This window comes from Bradyrhizobium iriomotense, from assembly GCF_018130765.1.
In the GTDB taxonomy this organism is placed as follows: Bacteria; Pseudomonadota; Alphaproteobacteria; order Rhizobiales; family Xanthobacteraceae; genus Bradyrhizobium; species Bradyrhizobium iriomotense_A.
In genome coordinates this window covers 50,276-67,789 of sequence record NZ_JAFCJZ010000035.1, presented here as the reverse complement: position 1 = coordinate 67,789, position 17,514 = coordinate 50,276, and the positions used below count along the sequence as shown (strand labels likewise).

General features: G+C 63.8%; 14 protein-coding genes. 8 read left to right on the top strand and 6 right to left on the bottom strand.

The annotated features are described in order from the left end of the window. Positions 1 to 157: 157 nt before the first annotated feature. Positions 158 to 646, bottom strand: a complete 489-nt coding sequence (locus JQ635_RS36935; protein WP_211414682.1) for an MmcB family DNA repair protein — start codon at positions 644 to 646, stop codon at positions 158 to 160. 305 nt (positions 647 to 951) lie between these two features. Between JQ635_RS36935 and JQ635_RS36930 the strand changes: the two genes are divergently transcribed. Further along, a complete protein-coding gene (locus JQ635_RS36930) occupies positions 952 to 2,652 on the top strand; it encodes an alpha-amylase family protein (protein WP_211414681.1) in 1,701 nt (566 codons plus the stop codon). Between the two features lie 144 nt (positions 2,653 to 2,796). Here the strand turns inward: JQ635_RS36930 and JQ635_RS36925 are convergent, their stop codons facing one another. Then, positions 2,797 to 4,401: an alpha-amylase family glycosyl hydrolase gene (locus JQ635_RS36925; protein ID WP_211414680.1), complete on the bottom strand. Its 1,605-nt coding sequence runs from the start codon at positions 4,399 to 4,401 to the stop codon at positions 2,797 to 2,799. A 258-nt stretch (positions 4,402 to 4,659) separates the two neighbouring features. Here JQ635_RS36925 and JQ635_RS36920 point away from each other — a divergent pair, with 258 nt between their 5' ends. Further along, positions 4,660 to 5,778 carry a vWA domain-containing protein gene (locus JQ635_RS36920; RefSeq protein WP_211414679.1) on the top strand — a complete coding sequence of 373 codons (1,119 nt, stop codon included), beginning with the start codon at positions 4,660 to 4,662 and terminating at the stop codon, positions 5,776 to 5,778. Between the two features lie 99 nt (positions 5,779 to 5,877). Continuing rightward, positions 5,878 to 6,570, top strand: coding sequence for an MBL fold metallo-hydrolase (locus tag JQ635_RS36915; protein ID WP_211414678.1), 693 nt, complete (start codon positions 5,878 to 5,880; stop codon positions 6,568 to 6,570). A gap of 4 nt (positions 6,571 to 6,574) precedes the next feature. Here the strand turns inward: JQ635_RS36915 and JQ635_RS36910 are convergent, their stop codons facing one another. Then, positions 6,575 to 6,943, bottom strand: a complete 369-nt coding sequence (locus tag JQ635_RS36910; RefSeq protein ID WP_211414677.1) for a winged helix-turn-helix transcriptional regulator — start codon at positions 6,941 to 6,943, stop codon at positions 6,575 to 6,577. Positions 6,944 to 7,082: 139 nt separating this feature from the next. Here JQ635_RS36910 and JQ635_RS36905 point away from each other — a divergent pair, with 139 nt between their 5' ends. After that, positions 7,083 to 7,397: a hypothetical protein gene (locus JQ635_RS36905; protein WP_246584012.1), complete on the top strand. Its 315-nt coding sequence runs from the start codon at positions 7,083 to 7,085 to the stop codon at positions 7,395 to 7,397. Positions 7,398 to 7,585: 188 nt separating this feature from the next. Here JQ635_RS36905 and JQ635_RS36900 read toward each other — a convergent pair whose 3' ends face one another. Both JQ635_RS36900 and JQ635_RS36895 read right to left on the bottom strand, forming a co-directional pair. Then, on the bottom strand, positions 7,586 to 8,746 hold the full coding sequence (locus JQ635_RS36900; RefSeq protein WP_211414675.1) for an extracellular catalytic domain type 1 short-chain-length polyhydroxyalkanoate depolymerase: 1,161 nt from the start codon (positions 8,744 to 8,746) through the stop codon (positions 7,586 to 7,588). A 141-nt stretch (positions 8,747 to 8,887) separates the two neighbouring features. Next, entirely contained in the window at positions 8,888 to 10,300 is a 1,413-nt protein-coding gene (locus tag JQ635_RS36895) for an MFS transporter (RefSeq protein ID WP_211414674.1), read from the bottom strand. A 377-nt stretch (positions 10,301 to 10,677) separates the two neighbouring features. Between JQ635_RS36895 and JQ635_RS36890 the strand changes: the two genes are divergently transcribed. Together JQ635_RS36890 and JQ635_RS36885 are read left to right on the top strand one after the other, a co-directional pair. Continuing rightward, a complete protein-coding gene (locus JQ635_RS36890; RefSeq protein WP_211414673.1) occupies positions 10,678 to 11,916 on the top strand; it encodes an LLM class flavin-dependent oxidoreductase in 1,239 nt (412 codons plus the stop codon). A 94-nt stretch (positions 11,917 to 12,010) separates the two neighbouring features. Beyond that, positions 12,011 to 13,387, top strand: a complete 1,377-nt coding sequence (locus JQ635_RS36885; protein WP_211414672.1) for a cytochrome P450 — start codon at positions 12,011 to 12,013, stop codon at positions 13,385 to 13,387. A gap of 167 nt (positions 13,388 to 13,554) precedes the next feature. Here JQ635_RS36885 and JQ635_RS36880 read toward each other — a convergent pair whose 3' ends face one another. After that, positions 13,555 to 14,394 carry an SDR family NAD(P)-dependent oxidoreductase gene (locus tag JQ635_RS36880; protein WP_211414671.1) on the bottom strand — a complete coding sequence of 280 codons (840 nt, stop codon included), beginning with the start codon at positions 14,392 to 14,394 and terminating at the stop codon, positions 13,555 to 13,557. A 179-nt stretch (positions 14,395 to 14,573) separates the two neighbouring features. Here JQ635_RS36880 and JQ635_RS36875 point away from each other — a divergent pair, with 179 nt between their 5' ends. Both JQ635_RS36875 and JQ635_RS36870 read left to right on the top strand, forming a co-directional pair. After that, positions 14,574 to 15,539: a sensor histidine kinase gene (locus tag JQ635_RS36875; RefSeq protein ID WP_211414670.1), complete on the top strand. Its 966-nt coding sequence runs from the start codon at positions 14,574 to 14,576 to the stop codon at positions 15,537 to 15,539. A 207-nt stretch (positions 15,540 to 15,746) separates the two neighbouring features. Beyond that, positions 15,747 to 17,483 (top strand): putative bifunctional diguanylate cyclase/phosphodiesterase, encoded by a 1,737-nt coding sequence (locus JQ635_RS36870; protein ID WP_211414669.1) that lies wholly within the window; start codon positions 15,747 to 15,749, stop codon positions 17,481 to 17,483. The last annotated feature ends 31 nt before the right edge of the window (positions 17,484 to 17,514 follow it).

The window sequence follows — 17,514 nt, the reverse complement described above, 5'->3', positions numbered from 1 at the left end:
CGCCGCCCTCGCACTTCCCCGACCTCACCCAAGCCAATCGAAAAGCCTTGACTCAAAAATCCCCATATGAGGGTGGGTAGAGCGAAGCGAAACCCACCTTCTTCGCGCCTCGCACCGACAGCGATGGGTTTCGCTTCGCTCTACCCATCCTACGGACTCATTCCCAGAAATCCGCATGTCCCTGCGGATCGACCAGGCGGTTGATCCGCAAGGCCGCAGCCATCGCGAAACGCAGCGTCATCTGCTTGCGCGTGGCGGCGGCGAGCTTGTGCTCGGGCGCCTCGCAATGCATGTGCGCGCCGTAGGCATCGGCGATGATCAGGCCGGTGTCTTCAGGAAAGATCTCGCACGGCAGATCCTGCGTGAAGGCGAAGAACAGCCGGTCGCAATGCGCGCGGTATTCGTGCCATTTCTGATCGGCGCGCAAATCCTCGACCGACGACTTGATCTCGACGATCCAGATCTCGCCGCGCTCGTTCAGCGCCACGAGATCGGCACGCCGGCCCGAGGGCAGCGGCAATTCGCTGATGCAGGAGAAGCCGAGCGAACGGAGCAGCCGCGCGGCGCCGCGCGCGATGGCGAGCGCCGTCTCGGACTGGCGGCGATCCGGCGGCGGCACAAGGGCGATGCGAGCGGTGTTGTCCATGGCGGGAGGATAGCCGATTCCACGATGGGCGGACACTGTCTCCGCCCGGTCATTCCGGGGCGCGCCACTTGGCGCGAGCCCGGAATCCATAGCCACAGGGAGGAGTTGTGGGGCGAGACGGCAACTCCGAGTCATCGCAAAACAACTGCCTGTGGTTATGGGTCCTCAGATGCGCAATTGCGCATCATCGCTCGCGACTACGTCGCGCCCCGGGACGACAGCGGTGTGAAGCGCGGGAACCTCCCCTTCCCCACGCACTTATCACGCAGCCGCCGCAGCTCGGCGGAACCACCGGCCGCTCGCGCATGATCGACGATCTCTGGTACAAGAACGGCGTGATCTACTGCCTGTCCGTCGGCTCCTATATGGACGCCAACGGCGACGGTGTCGGCGACTTCAAGGGCCTCTTGCGCCGGCTCGATTACCTGCATGGGCTCGGCATCACCACGATCTGGCTGATGCCGTTCCAGACCTCGCCCGGCCGCGACGACGGTTACGACATCGCCGACTATTACAGCGTCGATACCCGCTACGGCACGCTCGGCGATTTCGTCGAGTTCACCCATGGCTGCAAGCAGCGCGGCATCCGCGTTATCATCGACCTCGTCGTCAACCACACCTCGGACCAGCATCACTGGTTCAAGGAGGCGCGGCGCGACAAGAGCTCACCCTATCGCGACTGGTATGTGTGGTCCGACAGGAAGCCGGCCGGCGCCAACAAGGGCATGGTGTTTCCCGGCGTGCAGAAATCGACCTGGACGCGCGACAAGGAAGCCGGCGCGTACTACTTCCACCGCTTCTACGACTTCCAGCCCGATCTCAACACCTCGAACCCGCATGTGCAGGCCGAGATCCTGAAGATCATGGGCTTCTGGATCCAGCTCGGCGTCTCCGGCTTCCGCATGGACGCCGTTCCCTTCATCATCGCCACCAAGGGCGCGAAGGTGAAGAAGCCGATCGAGCAATACGAGATGCTGCGCGCGTTCCGCGAATTCCTGCAATGGCGGCAGGGTGACGCGATCATTCTCGCGGAAGCCAATGTTCTGCCGGAAACCGACATGGAATATTTCGGCCGCGATGCCGACCGCATGCACATGATGTTCAACTTCCACGTCAACCAGCATCTGTTCTATGCCCTGGCGTCCGCGGATTCCCGTCCGCTCGCCAAGGCGCTGAAAGCAACAAAGCCGCGGCCGGCAACGGCGCAATGGGGCCTGTTCCTGCGCAATCATGACGAGCTCGATCTGGGACGATTGACCAAGGCGCAGCGCGATACCGTGTTCAAATGCTTCGGACCCGACAAGGACATGCAGCTCTACGACCGCGGCATCCGCCGCCGCCTCGCGCCGATGCTGGGCGGCGACCGTCGGCGGCTTGAGCTCGCCTACAGCCTGATGTGCACGCTGCCGGGAACGCCCGTGATCCGCTATGGCGACGAGATCGCGATGGGCGACGATCTCTCGCAGCCCGAGCGCAATTGCGCGCGCACGCCGATGCAATGGTCGACCGAGCCGCATGGCGGCTTCACCAAAAGCGACAAGCCGGCCTGCCCCGTCATCGACGGGGGACCTTACGGCTTTCCGCATGTCAATGTCGCAAAACAGCGGCGTGATCCCAATTCCATGCTGAACTGGACCGAGCGCATCGTGCGCATGCGGAAAGAAGTGCCGGAGGTCGGCTGGGGCGACTTCACGGTGATCCCGACGCGCGATCCCGCTGTCTTCATCATGCGCTACGACTGGCGCAACAATTCCGTGCTGTTCGTGCATAATCTCGACGAAAAGCCGCGCGAGATCGCGTTCTCGGCGGGACTATCAGGCGAGACCGGCGCGCACCTCATCAACCTGCTCGCCGAAGACCACAGCCACGCCGACAAGCGCGGCCAGCACCGCGTCGTGCTGGAGCCCTATGGCTATCGCTGGTACCGAGTCGGCGGGCTCGATTATCTGCTGAAGCGGAGCGATATCGACGAGAACACGGTGCGGGGGAAGAAGCGTCGGGGGTGACGCCTCAGCGTCGTCCTGGCGAAAGCCGGGACCCATTAACCCAAAAGGTCGTTGGCGCGCGCAGACGGTAACCACCAGCCTTCGCCAAACTTCTCCCTGTGGTTATGGGTCCCGGATCTGCGCTTCGCTTGTCCGGGACGACAGCTAGGTATGAGGTGGCATCACCACCACCCCCTCATTGCCTCGCAGATCCAGCACGCCCTCGAGCCTCTCGCCTTCGCGATCGAGAAACGTCGAAATCAGAATCTCGCTGCCGAAGCGGATCGCGCTTGTTGTCACCGCGATCGGGTCAGGGCCGAGATTGAGCACGATGACCACCGACTTGCCTTCGGCCACGCGGCGATAGATCAGGAGGTCGCCTTGCGCCGCGATCGGATGATAGTCGCCGGCGACCAGCGGCGGGCAATCCCGCCGCAATGCGATCAGGCGCTTGTAGAGGCTGAGGATCGAGCGCGGATCGGCTTCAAGATTGGCGACGTTCTCGCGGATATGATCCTCGGGCAGCGGCAGCCACGGCCTCGCTTCCGAGAAGTCGGCGAAGTTGGACGCATCCCACTGCATCGGCGTGCGGCAGCCGTCCCGGCCGACGCCAATGCCGGGCACGTTCTTCTCGAAGGGATCGCGCACATCCTCCGGCGCGATCGCGAGCTGATGCATGCCGATCTCGTCGCCATAGTAGAGCGTCGGCGTGCCGCGCAAGGTCAGCAGCAGCATGGCGGCGACGCGGGCCTGCTCTGGGCCGACACGGCTCGCCACGCGCGGCCGATCGTGATTGCCGAGCACCCAGTTCGGCCAGGCGCCGCGCGGCAGCGCCTTTTCGTAATCCTCGATGATTGTCTCGATCGAGCGCGCGCTCCAGAAGGTCGAGAGCAGCGCGAAATTGAACGGCATCTGCGCGCCGGTGAGATCGTTGCCGTAATAGGCCATCAGGCGATGCAGCGGCAGATAGATCTCGCCGATCAGCACGCGGGCGCGATACGCATCGGTGACGCGCCGCATCTCGGTGATGACGTCATGCACTTCGGGCTGGTCGGTAGAATATTGCGTAAGGATCTTCTCGTTCGGCGGCCGGCCCTCGACGTAATGCGGGTTCGGCGGGTTGTCGCGGAACTCGGCGTCCTTGATCAGGTGCCAGATCACGTCGACGCGAAAGCCGTCGACGCCCTTTTCAAGCCAGAACCGCATCGCGTCGTAGATCGCGGCGCGGACGTCGGGATTGCGCCAGTTGAGGTCCGGCTGCTGGGCGAGAAAGGCGTGATAGTAGTACTGACCCGTGGTCTCGTCGAAAGCCCACGCGCTGCCGCCGAACTCGGAGAGCCAGTTGTTCGGCGCGCTGCCATCCGGCTTCGGATCGCGCCAGATGTACCAGTCACGCTTGGGATTGTCGCGCGAGGCGCGGCTCTCGACGAACCACGGATGCCGGTCGGAGGTGTGGTTGGGCACGAGATCGAGGATCAGCTTCAGGCCGTTGTCATGGGCCGCGCCGAGCAGCGCGTCGAAATCCACCATCGTGCCGAACAGGGGATCGATGCCGGTATAGTCGGAGATGTCGTAGCCGAAATCGGCCATCGGCGAGGGGAAGATCGGCGACAGCCAGATCGCATCGACGCCGAGCGATTTCACATAAGGCAGACGCTTCAGGATGCCGGCGAGGTCGCCGACGCCGTCGCCGTCACTGTCCTGAAAGGAGCGCGGATAGATCTGATAGAAGACGCCGTCGCGCCACCACTTGTCATCGCTCTGAGCCAAGATCGTCCCCCGAATGTACTTCGCGCGGACAGCAACGCCGGATCGCGCCAACGGTTCACGAGAAAGGGGGCAAACGAACAGGGCTTTGGGACGGCGATGTGACGCGTGCAGCGCGGCAAGTGTCGCTCGACTCCGCATAGCCGGGGTTCCCCCGGGAAACGCCGCAATTTCGCGCCGGTTACGCCTTCGTTCCGGCCTCAACCCTCCGCGATGCCAGTGGAACCTTGGTTCCGAGGGACGCAACCACTGGAGGGACCCATGAGGTCACGCATCACACTGTGCTCGCTCGCCTTCGCTCTCGCCACCCTGCCGCTCTCGGCCGGAACCTCTCCTGCCTTCACCAAGCCGACCGTCGAGGTCGCCTTCGTGCTCGACACCACGGGCTCGATGGCCCGCCTGATCGAAGGCGCCAAGCGAAAAATCTGGTCGATCGCCACGACGATCGTCGATTCCAATCCGGACGCCGATATCCGCATGGGCCTCGTCGCCTATCGCGACATCGGCGACGATTACGTGACGTCGAAGATCGAGCTGACCCGCGACATCCAGGATCTCTACGCCAATCTCCTGGAGTTGAAGGCGCGCGGCGGCGGCGACTGGCCCGAAAGCGTCAACGAGGCGCTCGATGTTGCCGTCAACAAGCTGCAATGGACGATGGGCGGCGACGTCAGGCACATCGTGTTTCTGGTCGGCGATGCGCCGCCGCACATGGACTACACGCAGGACACCAAATATCCGACGACGCTCGCGGTCGCCAAACAGAAGGACATCATCGTCAATGCCGTGCTCGCCGGCGATGCCCGCGACACCGAGCGGGTGTGGCGTGACATCGCGCAGATCGGCAACGGCCGCTTCATCCCGATTCCGCAGGATGGCGGACAGGTCGTGATCATCGAGACGCCGTACGACCAGGACATCATCATCCTTCAGCAGCAGCTCAACGGCACGGTGATCCCCTACGGTCCGCGCGAGCGGCAGAAGCATACCGAGCTGAAGATGCGACAGTCGGCCAGCGTCGCGGCATCCGCACCGTCAACGGCCAGCGACATGGCGAGCTATATCAACAAGCGATCCGCGTCGACCTCGGAAGCCGTGACCGGCGGCGGCGATCTCGTCGCCGACGCCGCCAAGGGCAGGACCAGCGTCGGCTCCGTCAAGGAGGACGACCTGCCGGAGAACCTGCGCGCGATGAAACCCGAGCAGCGTGAGGCCGAGGTGACCAAGCAGATCGAGCAGCGCAAGGCGCTGAACGAGAAGCTCGCCGCACTGGTCGCCAAGCGTGACAAGTACATCGCCGATCAGGCCGTGAAGTCACCGAAGACGTCGTCCTTCGACGGGGTCGTGCAGGAGACATTGAAGGCGCAGATCAAGCGGTAACAGCCGCGCCCGGGGAACGGTCTCCACGGAACGATCGTTCCCGGGCGCTCGCACGAATCTTTTGCTTGGCGGCATGGCAAAAATCGGCATTGTGGCGCCATGACCGAGCAAAATGACACCCAAAAATCCTCGCAAGACTCCTCGCAGGCCAAGGCGGGCGCGATCATCGTCCCCGTGACGCTGTTCGAGCAGAACTGCACCATCATCTGGGACGAGCCTAGCAAGAAGGCCGTGGTGATCGATCCCGGCGGCGACGTGCCGAAGATCCTGGATGCGATCAAGCAGACCGGCGTCACCGTGGAGAAGATCTGGCTGACCCACGGCCATATCGACCATGTCGGCGGCGCGGCGGACTTGCGCGATGCGCTGAAGGTGCCGATCGAGGGGCCGCATCAGGCCGACAAGTTCCTGCTCGACAACGTGGTCGAGAGCGGCGCGCGCTTCGGCATGACCGGGGTGCGCAACTTCGCGCCGGACCGCTGGCTCGAGGAAGGCGACAGCGTTTCGATCGGCGGCCTGTCGTTCGACATTTTGCACTGCCCCGGCCACTCGCCGGGCAGCGTGGTGTTCTTCAACAAGGATCTGCGGTTTGCCCATGTCGGCGACGTCTTGTTCGCGGGCTCGGTGGGGCGTACCGACCTTCCCGGCGGCAGTCACGCGACGCTGATCAACTCGATTCTGACTAAGCTGCTGCCGCTCGGCGACGATGTCGGCTTCATCTGCGGCCACGGCGCCGGCTCGAGCATCGGCCAGGAGCGGATGACCAATCCGTTCATCACCGGCGAGATGTAGGGTTTTATTCGGCGGCGTCTGCGAGCGCCGCCGCCTCGCCGAGATTGCGTTCGCCCCATTGCCGGATCGCGGCGACGACAGGCACGAAGCTCCTGCCCTTCCGCGTGAGGCGATACTCGACCTTCGGCGGCACCTCGCCAAAATCCTTGCGGTCGATCAGGCCACTCTCCGTCAGCGCCTTCAATTCGCGGCTGAGCACGCGCGGGGTGATCTCGGCGCTGCCCTCAGCGCCGCGCAGCAGGCCGCTCCTGATCTCGCCGTAGCGGCGCGGGCCGTCCTTGAGATCCCAGACGATGCGCAGCTTGTACTTGCCGCTGATCATTTTCTGAAACGCCGCAACCGGGCAGGTGCGCGCGGGTGAAGGCTTTGCCATGTCGTCTCCTCCATGTGCAGCCAGTTGGCTCAAGGATAGGAGCGACACCGAAAAAGTCCATACTATCAATTTTGTCCATACTTGCGAGATCGCTCACAAGGCGCAGATGATGACGCACATGACGAACAGGGAGCGTCACATGAAGCACTTCATGATCAGATACCAGTTCAAGAACGGCACGACGGAGGAATGGCACCGGGAGATCGGCCGCTTCATCAAGGCGATCGACGGCGATCCGGAGCTGAAGGGACGGATTGGCTATCGCGTCCTCAAGGCCCGCGACGACGGCAGCTACTTCCACCTCGCCAGTGCCCGCGACGATGCCGCGCAAAAAGCCCTGCAATCGCGCGACTTCTTCAGGGCCTATCAGGAGGCAACGCGGAAGGTCGCCGGCGGTGAGGTGACGGTGACGCCGATCGAGGTGATCGATCAGACGGCAGCTTCGCCGAACTGAAGCGACGGCGTCGCCACAAATTTCGCTGTCGTCCCGGACAAGCGCAAGCGCAGATCCGGGACCCATGACCACAGGGAGATGTGGTTACGGGGACTCGGAGTTACGCCTTCGCGCCTCACTTCGTCCTGGGAGTATGGGTCCCGGATCGGCGCGCGCTTGGGGCGCGCTTGTCCGGGACGACAGCGGAGCTACTTCATCAATCCCGCCGCCGTCAGCGCGCGGGTGATGATCTGGCCGAGATCGAAGCCGCGGGATTCCTCCTGCTTCGGCTCGGCCGGTTGCTCGGCAACCGCGGTGCGGATCGAGCGGGCGAGATGCGGCGCGGGTGTCAGCGCCGGCTTTGCCTCCGCCTTCTTCTTCGCCTCCGCGATCCAGCCGGTCAGGCCGAAGAATTTTGCGATGTGATAGGACGAGGAGATGCCGGCCTCGATCAGGAAGGCGCCTTCCATGCCATAGCGCTGGTCGTTGTCGGCAAGGCCGAGCGGCGTGCCGTGGGCCATGTCGGTGATGGCGTAGGACTCGACCAGCGTCTCGCCGTCCTTGTTCCACCAGGCCTGGCGCGGATAGCCGTCGACATTGGTCTCCGCCATCGGCACGTCGGGCAGATCGTGCAGGTCGAGCCACTGCTTGACGATCTCGTTGGCATTGCCGGGATTGACGGTGCGGTCGGCGCTGCCGTGCCACACCGACATCTTCGGCCAGGGACCACGATGATCGGAGGCACGGCGCACGAGATCGCCGAGCTCGCGCGCGGGGCGCGCCGGGGAATGGAACATGCCGTCCAGCGCCTCGCGCAAATTCGCGGCGATGCCGTAAGGCAATCCGGCGATAACAGCGCCAGCCGCAAAGACTTCCGGATAGGTCGCAAGCATCACCGACGTCATGCCGCCGCCGGCCGAGAGGCCGGTGATGAAGATGCGCCTGGGATCGATGCGGTGCGTCTCGGCCATATGCGCGATCATCTCGCGAATCGAGCGCGCTTCGCCGCTGTCCCGCGCGGTGTCTTCCGGATTGAACCAGTTGAAGCAGGTGTTGCCGTTGTTGACGCGTTGCTGCTCGGGCATCAGCAGCGCGAAGCCGTAATGCCGCGCGAGCGTCGACCAGCCGGCGCCGAGATCATAGCCAGCTGCCGTCTGTCCGCAGCCATGCAGCACGACGACCAGCGCGCGCGGCTTCTGCAACTGCGCCGGCACGAACGCGAACATGCGCAAGGCGCCGGGATTGTCGCCGAAGCCCGTGACCTCTTTCAGCGGGCTGGATGAATCAGGGCTCCGGCCGAACTCGGCAAAGCGCAGACCGTCCAGCTTCGGCAGACGTCTCAACAAATCGACATTTCTTGCTAACGACACGGCACTTTCCTGGTGGGCGGCTTTCAACGTTCAGCCCAACCAGATAGTTGCTGCATTGCAAAATAAAAAGGCCGTGTGCTGTCGATCTCGCGAAAATCACTGGAAATCCCGCAGGAATCCGCACGTATCAACCGCACTGCCTCAACTTGATGCAGATGCGCGGCGCATCCACGTCAGAAATGCGGTGCAGATCATGATTAACGTCACAAACAGCGCGAGCGAGACGAAAAATCCTGCGCGCGCTGATTGCATTGATTCGATCGCGAAGAACACCGCGCCGATTGCGGCCACTCCGGCCGCATTTCCGATCTGTGCTGTCGTACCGTACATGCCGGAGGCTGAGCCTGCGGCGACAGGTTTGACCGTCGAGAGCACGGCACCGGACAGCGGCGCCATCACGAGTCCCTGGCCATAGCCGAAGATGCTCATGGTCAGCGCGAGTGCGAGCGGCGACGGCGCATCGACATGGAATGCAAGGAGCGCGAGCGCCGCAAGGCCCGCGATCTGCAACGCACATCCTTCGATCAAGACCTTGGTGCCGCGATGCCGAGCGCGCGTGCCGCTATGGCGTGAGGCCACGACGAAAGCGATTGCAAGTGGAATGGAGGCCATGCCGGCCGCGAGCGGCGGGATCTTCAGGCCGCGCTGCATGAACAGCGTCATAACCAGATAGAACGAGAGATTGGCGAGGAAGAAAAAGAACGCCGCACCGAGGCCGCGCAGGAAGGCGGCGTCCTCCAGCAGCGTCAGATCGATCAGCGGCATGCCGCCGGTTCGCGCAACACCATGCTCGAGCTTCAGGAATGCCAGGAGGATGGCGACGCCGATCGCCATCACGGCCCACAGCCACGGCGCCCAGCCGACGTCGTGACCGAACAGCAGCGGCCCGATCAGGCACAGCAGCCCTGCGAACAAGACCACGCTGCCCTTGATGTCGAGCTTCGTGCCGGCTCGTCGCGGCACCGACGGCATGATGCGCCAGGCGGCCGCGGCGATGGCGAGGCCGCTGGGAACGTTGACGAAGAACACCGACCGCCAGCCGGTACCGGCGAGATCGAGCGTGACGAGGAGGCCGCCGAGCAGAAAGCCCGCAGCGCCTGCAAGCCCGAGCACGATGCCGTAGACGGCGAAGGCGCGGTTGCGCGTCTCGTCGGTGAACAAAAGATGCAGCGTCGCCAGCACCTGCGGCACCATCAGCGCCGCGGTCGCGCCCTGCGCCAGCCGCGCGACGATCAGCTCGACGCCGGATTGCGCAAGGCCGCACCACAGCGAGGTCGCCGTGAAGCCGAGCACGCCGGCCAGGAAGACAGTCTTGGTGCCGTGGATGTCGCCGAGCCTTCCGCCGGTGACGACCAGCGTGGCATAGGCGATCAGATAGATCGCGATGACGGATCCGATCTGCGCCGGCGTCGCCTTCAGATCCACCGCGATGGTGGGGATCGCGACGTTCACGATGAAGGCATCGACGCCGAACATGAACTGGGCGGCGACGACGATCGCCAGCACCCACCAGCGGCGGGTCGAATCGATGGGCTTTGTGACGGTTTGATGCATTTTCGCGCGAGCTTTCCGGAATCTATTTGCGGGCGATGTTCGCAGACCGCCGTCATCCGCGCGATTACCTACGAGGTAGGATTCCTTCACCTCACCCCGCCTGCGGGGAGAGGTCGGAATTCAAACGCAGTTTGAATTCCGGGTGAGGGGGTACAGGTTTCTCTTGGACCTCACGTGCGGAGAGAGTCCCCTCACCATAGCCGATGCTTCGCATCGGCGTTCTTTCCTGAGAACGGCGAGAGGGAGACGAGGCATCTCGCCTTGCGTCAGCACATAGCTGCATTCCGCCGCGCGGGACATCACGCGATTGCGTTCGCTTCCGCCACCACGTAGCCTCATCACTTCAACAAACAGAAAATTCAGCCGGAGAGAACGCCATGGCGCGCCTGAAGTTCGGAGCCTTTCTTGCCCCGCATCACCCGATCGGGGAGCATCCAATGCTCCAGTTCCGGCGCGATCTCGACCTCGTCGAGCAGCTCGACGCGCTCGGCTATGACGAGTTCTGGTGCGGCGAGCACCATTCCTCCGGCTGGGAGATGATCGCTTCGCCCGAGATGTTCCTGGCCGCGGCGGGCGAGCGCACCAAGCGGATCAAGCTCGGCACCGGCGTCGTCTCGCTGCCCTATCACCATCCCTTCAACGTCGCCCAGCGCATGGTGCAGCTCGACCACATGACCGGCGGCCGCGCCATCTTCGGCTCCGGTCCCGGCGCGTTGGCCTCCGATGCGCACACGCTCGGCATCGACCCGATGACGCAGCGCGACCGCCAGGACGAGGCGATCGGCATCATCCGCCGCCTCTTCAACGGCGAGCGGGTCACCGCGAAGAGCGACTGGTTCACCATGAACGACGCCGCACTGCAGATCCTCCCCTTGCAGGAGGAGATGCCGTTCGTGGTGGCCTCGCAGATCTCGCCCTCCGGCATGACGCTCGCCGGCAAATACGGCATCGGCATCATCTCGCTGGGCTCAATGACGACGCAGGGCCTGATGTCGCTGCAACAGCAATGGCAGTTCGCCGAGGATGCCGCGAAGAAGCACGGCACCAAGGTCAATCGTGCCGACTGGCGCGTGCTGCTGACCTTCCACATCGCCGAGACCCGCGAGCAGGCCCGTCGCGAGGCCGGCGCCGGGCTGATGCGCTGGCACAACGAATATAATGTCGGCACGCTGCAGCGGCCGGGCCTGACCGCATTCTCCTCGCCGGATGAGGCCGTGGACAAGACCGCCTTCGTCGAGGGCGCGGCGTCCACCATCGGCACGCCGGACGATCTCGTCAAAACCATCAAGAACGTGATGGAAGTGTCCGGCGGCGTCGGCGCCATCATCGGCTTCGTGCACGACTGGGCCAATCCGGAAAATACGCGCCGGAGCTGGGACATGGTCGCGCGCTATGTCGTGCCGGAGATCAACGGCTATATCGACGGCCTGCGCAGGTCGCAAAAATTCGTGATCGAGAACCGCGCGATCTTCGAGCGTGCGGGCCAGGCCGTGATGGCCAAGATCATGGAGAACGAGAAGGCCGCCGAGGCGCTGAAGGTCACCGGCCCCGGCCGCGTCGCCATTCCCGCCGTCAACGCGCCGGATCTGAATGCGGCGGCTAAACGAATGGGATAGGCCGGTGCGGCCGCGAACGCGCAGGGGCATAGCGGCACATCGTTCGGTCCGGACTGTGCTATGCTGTCCCTCCGAGTAAAGCGGAGCTATCAGCATGTCGATGCAGGGCGGGTCCTCTTCCAAGGTCCCCTTCGCGCCACCCAGGCGTAATGAGCTGACGCACATTCCCGGCGACGAGGGTTTGCCGATCATCGGCAAGACGTTCCAACTACTGGCCGATCCCAAGGGTTTCATCGAGGCGTACGCCACGAAACACGGGCTCGTCTTTCGGACCCATTCCTTCGGCCAGACCAACGTCGTGCTGCTCGGGCCCGATGCCAACGAGCTCGTGCTGTTCGACCAGCAAAAACTATTCTCGTCGACCCATGGCTGGAACCATGTGCTCGAATTGCTATTCCCGCGTGGCCTGATGCTGCTCGATTTCGACGAGCACCGCCTGCATCGCAAGGCGCTGTCTGTCGCGTTCAAGTCTGGACCGATGAAGTCTTATCTCGACAAGCTCGACAAGGGCATCGCAGCGCGGATCGCGCAGTGGAAGGCGAAGCCCGGCTCGATTCAGCTCTATCCGGCGATGAAGCAGTTAACGCTCGACCTCGCAGCGACATCGTTTCTTGGCGCCGATATCGGTCCCGAGGTCGAGGGGATCAACCGCGCCTTTGCCGACATGGTCGCGGCCTCCATCGCTCCGATCCGCCGCCCGTTGCCGGGCACGCAGATGGCGCGCGGCGTGGCTGGCCGCGAGCGCATCGTCGCCTATTTTCGCGAGCAGATTCCGCGTCGTCGCGCCAGGAGCGGAGGAGAGGATCTATTCTCACAGCTCTGCCACGCGACCCACGAGGATGGCGCGCTGCTGTCGGAGCAGGACATCATCGACCACATGAGTTTCCTGATGATGGCCGCGCACGACACGCTGACCTCGTCGCTGACCTCCTTCATCGGCGAACTCGCCGCCAACCCGGACTGGCAGGACAGGCTGCGCGCGGAGGTTCTGGCGCTCGGACTTGCTCCTGATGCCCCCAGCAGCTTCGACGATCTCGAAAAAATGCCTCTGTCGGAAATGGCATTCAAGGAGTCGCTAAGGATCAGGCCACCGGTGCCCTCGTTACCGCGCTATGCCATGCGTGATTTCACCTTCATGGGATACTCCGTTCCTGCTGGGACCCGGATCGGCGTCAATCCGCTGTACACGCATCACATGAAGGACATCTGGCCGGAGCCGGACCGCTTCGATCCGCTCCGCTTCACGGAGGAAGCCCAGCGTGGCCGCCATCGCTTCGCCTTCGTGCCATTCGGCGGCGGCGCGCATATGTGCCTCGGCCTGCACTTCGCCTATATGCAGGCCAAATGCTTCGCGCGGCACTTTTTGCAGAACATCGAGGTGTCGCTGGAAGAGGGCTACAAGCCGGACTGGCAGATGTGGCCGATCCCGAAACCGCGGGACGGGCTGCGGGTGACGGTGAAGGCGGTTTAGCGCCGCTCTCGTAGGGTGGGTTAGCTCGCGGCCGCGCAAAGCGCGGTCCGCGAGCGTAACCCACCTCTTTTGTTTCCGCGGAGACAGAAGTGGTGGGTTACGCGTAACGGACTGCGCTTCGCGCATCCGCTACGCTAACCCACCCTACGGCACCGCCGCTGGAGCCGCTACGCCCCCTGATCGAACGCCTTGCGCAAGGCGCTCAAGCCCTGCTGCTGCTGGCTCCAGTTGCGGCCGCCGGTCATGGCGCCGTCGATGACGAGATCGTGGCCGTTGATGAAGCTGGATTCGTCGCTGGCCAGGAACACCGCAGCATGGGCGATATCATCAGTGAGACCTGCGCGCGGGATCGGCTGCGCGGTCTTGTAGACCTCGCGCATCATCGCCGGCGTCTTCTCGGCGGCGTCGGTCGAGAGCCCCAGCGCCTTGCCGAAAATGCCGGTCGCGATCGCGCCGGGCGAGATCGAGTTGACGCGCACATTGGACTCGCCGAGCTCCATCGCCACGCATTTGGTGAGATGGATTACCGCAGCCTTGGCCGCGCCATAGACGATGGACGACGAAAAGCCGGCGAGGCGGCCAGCAATGCTGCCATTGTTGATAATGCTGCCAGAACCCTGCTTCTTCATATGGGGCGCGGCGTGCTTCATGCCGAGCATGACGCTGCGCACCAGCGTCGCCATCGCCGCGTCGAAGCGCTCGACCTCGAGACCCTCGATGCCGCCGGTCTGTGCCGGGCCGCCGGCATTGTTGAACAGGCAATCGATCCGGCCGAACCTCTCCACAGCGAGCGCGATCAGCGCCTGCATCTGCGCTTCGACCGTCACGTCGGTCTGGAGGAAGGCGCAGTTGGCGCCGAGCTGCCTCGCCAGCGCCTCGCCTTCCGGTATGCGACGCCCGGCGATCACAATTTTGGCACCTTCGGCAACGAAGACTTCCGCAGTCCGCAATCCGATCCCGCTCGTCGCGCCCGTAATCACCGCCACCTTGCCGTCCAGCCTGCCCATGGAATGTCCCTGCTTTCGAACCCCTTGACGCCAAATGGCGAACACCGATCGACGACGGCACCGCGACAGTCGGCGCCGCGACGGTCACTATTCCTGCCGGCTTCCGACAAGGCAAGCTTTGCTTGCGCGCCCGACATGCGTAACATTCAAGGCGGCCGCACGTCGCAACCGGGCTGCGCATGGAGAAGCTGATCGAGGAGTTCCGCAAGGGCTGGCAGGGCGTGGCACCGCCGTCGCTCGGCCTGAGCATCGGCTTTGCGATCACCTGCCTGCTGGTTGCGACCCTGGCGCGCTGGGGGCTCGCCCATGTCCGCCCCGACGTCTACTTCACGCCTTACTTTCCGGCCGTGTTCTTTGCCGCCGCCTTCGGAGGTTTCCGGATCGGCATCGTGACGGCGATCATCGGCGGCGTGCTCGGCGTGGTCCTGAATTTCAGCGATGCCATTGCCGACAACGCCCGCTTTGCCCTGCTGGCGCTGTACTGGGCGGTCTGCGCGCTCACCATCTGGGGCGTCGAGCATTATCGGACGCTGCTGGTCGAGCAGCGCCGGATCTCCAAGCGCCTGATCGAGGAAGAGGAGTATCGCAAGCTCCTGGTCGACGAGCTCCAGCACCGGCTGAAGAACAAGCTCTCGACCGTGCACGCGGTGATTCATCAGGTGCTGCACGACCAGCCACAGGTCTGGGCCCGGATCGATCCGCGGCTGCGTTCGCTGGCCACGACCGACGATCTGATCTCGCGGATCGACAAGGGGGGCTGCGACATTCGCGATTTGCTGATCGCCGAACTCGGGCCCTACGGCCATGTCCGCTTCACCCTCAACGGCGACCGGCTGTTCCTGCCGCCGAAGCTCGCGGTCACGCTGTCATTGATGTTTCACGAGCTCGCCACCAACGCAGGAAAGTATGGCGCATTCTCCGCGCCGCGCGGTCTGTTGCAGGTGTCATGGACCATCAGCGAGGACCGCCTGACGGTCACCTGGGACGAAACCGAAGGGCCAAGCGTGGACAAGGTGTCCGAGCCCGGCTTCGGCACCAAGCTGCTGAAATCGGCACTTTCGGCTTTCGACGGCAGGACCGAGCTCTCCTATCTCAAGTCCGGCCTGCATTGCATCATGCAATGCCGCATCCCCAAGAACGGCTAGACTCGAAACAAACGAAAGAGAAGCGCGAAGGTCACGCGCGCTTTCGCATGCGCCGTTGACGCTCTGTTAATGACGATTTTCTGCGCGCGTCGCATCGCCGCAAAACACCCCCGTATTTCTCCGTAGCCCTTAACCAAACTTAAGAGGGAACTGCGCATGATTGCGTGCATTGCAAAGGCGCGCTGAACAACAAGATTCATGACTTCTATGAACGACAACAAATATTCCGGCGCGAATGAAGCCGAACTCGGATTTCTCAAGGAAATCGTTAGAATGCTGCCGGCCGGCCTGACCGTGCAGGATGCCCATGGCGAGCTTCTGCTGGTTAACGATGCTGCAGCCGCCCAGCTCGGCATGGACGGCAGCCGCCCCTCGCCGGATCTGGCGCCGCGCCGGGAAGCCTGCCGCAAGGCGCTGAGCGCCGGCGAGGCCATCGTCACCGAGGAAGCGCTTCACGACGGCGCCGCGCGCCAGGTGCTGCTCACGACCCATCGCCCCGTTCGCCTCGCCGGACGCGAGCTCCTGATCTCGGCCTCCTCCGACATCACCGAACAGAAGAATTTCGAGGACCAGCTGTTTCGCTCGGCCTATTTCGACGAGCTGACCGGCCTGCCCTCGCGCCGCGTGATCGAGCATCGCGCCAACAGCCTGCTCGCGAAGGACATCGGCGGCGAGCGCTTCGCGCTGGCCTTTCTCGACGTCGACAATTTCAAGCACATCAACGACTATTACGGCCACGCCGTGGGCGATGCGCTGCTGGTCGAGCTGTCGAAACGGCTCGGGCGCGACTTGCGCGATTCCGACATGCTGTCGCGCATCTCCGGCGACGAATTCCTGCTGCTGCTCTCCCCGATCCAGAGCCAGGAGGAAGTCGCCGAGTTCATGCAGTCGACGCTGGAGCGGCTGACCGCGCCGTTCTTCATCGACCATTCGGAAGTCTTCGCCTCGACCTCAGTCGGCATCAGCCTCTATCCCGACCACGGGCGCAGCTTCGAGACGCTGCGGCAGAACGCCGACATCGCGATGTACCGCATCAAGAACAACGGCAAGGGACTGGCCGCGTTCTTCGACGCCAGCATGGAGCGCGAGGCGCTGGCGCGGAGCAAGATCGAGCAGTCGCTGCGACTCGCCATCCTGGAAAAGCGCTTCTGCTGCGCCTTCCAGTCCAAGGTCGACATCCGCACGCAGGCCGTGAAGGGCATCGAGGCCCTGGTGCGCCTGCGCGACGACGAGGGCGTGATCCAGGCACCGGGTTCGTTCATCAACCTCGCCGGCGAGCTCGGACTGATCGACGAGCTGACCCATCTCGTGCTCGCCGAGATCGTCAAGTCGATCGACCTGATCAACGACACCTTCGGCGCGGAAGCGACCATCAGCATCAACGTCGCCGCCAAGCAGGCCGGCAATCCCGAGTTCATGCGCAGCTTCGCGCGGGCGCTGGAGGAGACCGGCTTTCCGCAGCGCTTCATGATCGAGGTGACGGAAGATGCCTTCGTCGCCAAGAATCATTTCCAGGCCGAGATCCTGCCGATGTTCCGCAAGCTCGGCGTCGGCATCTCGATCGACGATTTCGGCACCGGCTATTCCTCGCTCTCCGCGCTCGCCGACATCACCGCGGACGAGATCAAGATCGACCGCTCTTTCATCACGGATATCCACAAGCGCCCGCGCAGCCAGGGCATTTTGCGCGCGATCGAATCCCTGAGCGAGGCGCTCGGCATCACCGTGATCGCCGAGGGGCTCGAATCCTACGAGGAGCTGGCTTATCTGCAGGCTGCGACCAAGATCCGCTATGCGCAGGGCTATTACTTCTCCCGCCCGATCTTCCTGGAGGAGCTGAAGCTCGCAACCCCCGCCTCCAGCGAAGCCCGCGCCAACGTCGCCAGCCGCCCGATGCAGCAGAACCGCCAGGGCTATTCGCGGGCGAGCGGGTATCGACGGTAGGCCGACAGCGGGGCGACAAACACCGCCGTCG